Source organism: Mycobacterium sp. 1165196.3 (assembly GCF_001673415.1).
Classification (GTDB): domain Bacteria; phylum Actinomycetota; class Actinomycetes; order Mycobacteriales; family Mycobacteriaceae; genus Mycobacterium; species Mycobacterium europaeum_A.
This window is the reverse complement of sequence record NZ_LZLU01000153.1, coordinates 1-1688: the sequence shown is the minus strand read 5'-3', so window position 1 is coordinate 1688 and position 1688 is coordinate 1. Positions and strand designations below refer to the sequence as shown.

General features: G+C 67.1%; 3 protein-coding genes. All 3 read left to right on the top strand.

Going from position 1 to position 1688, the window contains the following annotated elements; translation table 11 throughout:
* A partial coding sequence (locus tag A5659_RS16845) for an SDR family oxidoreductase (RefSeq protein WP_067182744.1) occupies positions 1–790 on the top strand: 790 nt, incomplete at its 5' end.
* A 53-nt stretch (positions 791–843) separates the two neighbouring features.
* A complete protein-coding gene (locus tag A5659_RS16840; protein WP_066873293.1) occupies positions 844–1251 on the top strand; it encodes a VOC family protein in 408 nt (135 codons plus the stop codon).
* A 97-nt stretch (positions 1252–1348) separates the two neighbouring features.
* Positions 1349–1688: inorganic phosphate transporter (locus A5659_RS16835; protein WP_197498041.1), on the top strand; the 340-nt coding region annotated here is incomplete at its 3' end.

Here is a 1688-nt window from a genome sequence, read left to right as displayed (position 1 = left end):
CGAACTGGCCGGCAAGCGCATCCTGCTCACCGGGGCGTCGTCGGGCATCGGCGAGGCCGCGGCCGAACAGTTCGCCCGGGCGGGTGCCACGGTGGTCGTCGTGGCGCGCCGCCAGGAGCTGCTCGACGCGCTCGCGGACCGCATCACCTCGGCGGGCGGTGACGCCATCTCGATCCCGTGCGACGTCTCCGACATGGACGCCGTCGACGCGCTGGTCGCCGACGTCGAAAAGCGTCTCGGCGGAATCGACATCCTGATCAACAACGCCGGCCGGTCCATCCGCCGGCCGCTGGCCGAGTCGCTGGAACGCTGGCACGACGTCGAGCGGACGATGGTGCTCAACTACTACGCGCCGCTGCGGCTGATCCGCGGGCTGGCGCCGGGCATGATCGAGCGCGGCGACGGGCACATCATCAACGTCTCGACGTGGGGCGTGCTGTCGGAGGCCTCACCGCTGTTCGCGGTGTACAACGCCTCGAAGGCCGCGCTGTCGACGGTGAGCCGGGTGGTGGAAACCGAGTGGGGCGACAAGGGCGTGCACTCCAGCACCCTGTACTACCCGCTGGTGGCCACCCCGATGATCGCACCGACCAAGGCCTACCAGGGGATGCCGGCGCTGACGCCGGAGGAGGCCGGCGAGTGGATGATCACCGCCGCCCGCACCCGCCCGGTGCGCATCGCACCGCGGATGGCGATCGCCGCCAAGGCGCTGGACACGTTCGGCCCGCGCTGGGTCAACGCCGTCATGCAGCGCCAGAGCATCCAGCCCAACCGCAATAACGACGGCTGACCCGGCCGCCGCTACGGGCCGTTTTGCCCGGCCACTGTGATAGACACGACGCTATGGAGATCCTGGCCAGTCGGATGTTGCTCCGGCCGGCGGACTATCAGCAGTCGCTGACCTTCTACCGCGACCAGATCGGCCTGGCGATAGCGCGTGAATACGGCGCGGGCACAGTCTTTTTCGCGGGGCAGTCGCTGCTCGAACTGGCCGGTTACGGCTCCCCGGACCACTCGCGCGGACCCTTCCCGGGCGCGCTGTGGCTGCAGGTCCGCGACATCGAGGCGACCCAGGCCGAGCTCCGCGGCCGGGGGGTGGCCATCGCGCGCGAGGCACGCCAGGAGCCGTGGGGCCTCTACGAAATGCACGTGACCGACCCCGACGGGATCACCCTGATATTCCTCGAAATACCCTCCGACCACCCGCTACGGCGTGACACCCGAGGTGAACGGCGGGGTAATTCCGGTTAACTGAGAGGTAACATCTGGCGACGAGTCAAGGTACACCCGCGTTTCGACTGCCTCAGCATTCGACAATGGAATCCTCCTACCACCAGAATCAGGCGCTGTGAACATCCAATTGTTCCTCTTGATCATTGTCGTAATCACGGCATTGGCTTTCGATTTCACCAACGGCTTCCATGACACGGGCAACGCGATGGCGACCTCGATCGCCAGCGGTGCACTCAAGCCCAAGGCGGCGGTCGCGCTCTCGGCGGTGCTGAATCTGGTGGGCGCTTTCTTGTCCACCGCCGTCGCCGCGACCATCGCCAAGGGCCTGATCGACTCCAACATCGTGACGCTGGAACTGGTCTTCGCCGGCCTCGTGGGCGGCGTCGTCTGGAACCTGCTGACCTGGCTCCTCGGTATCCCGTCGAGTTCGTCACATGCCCTGATCGGCGGCATCG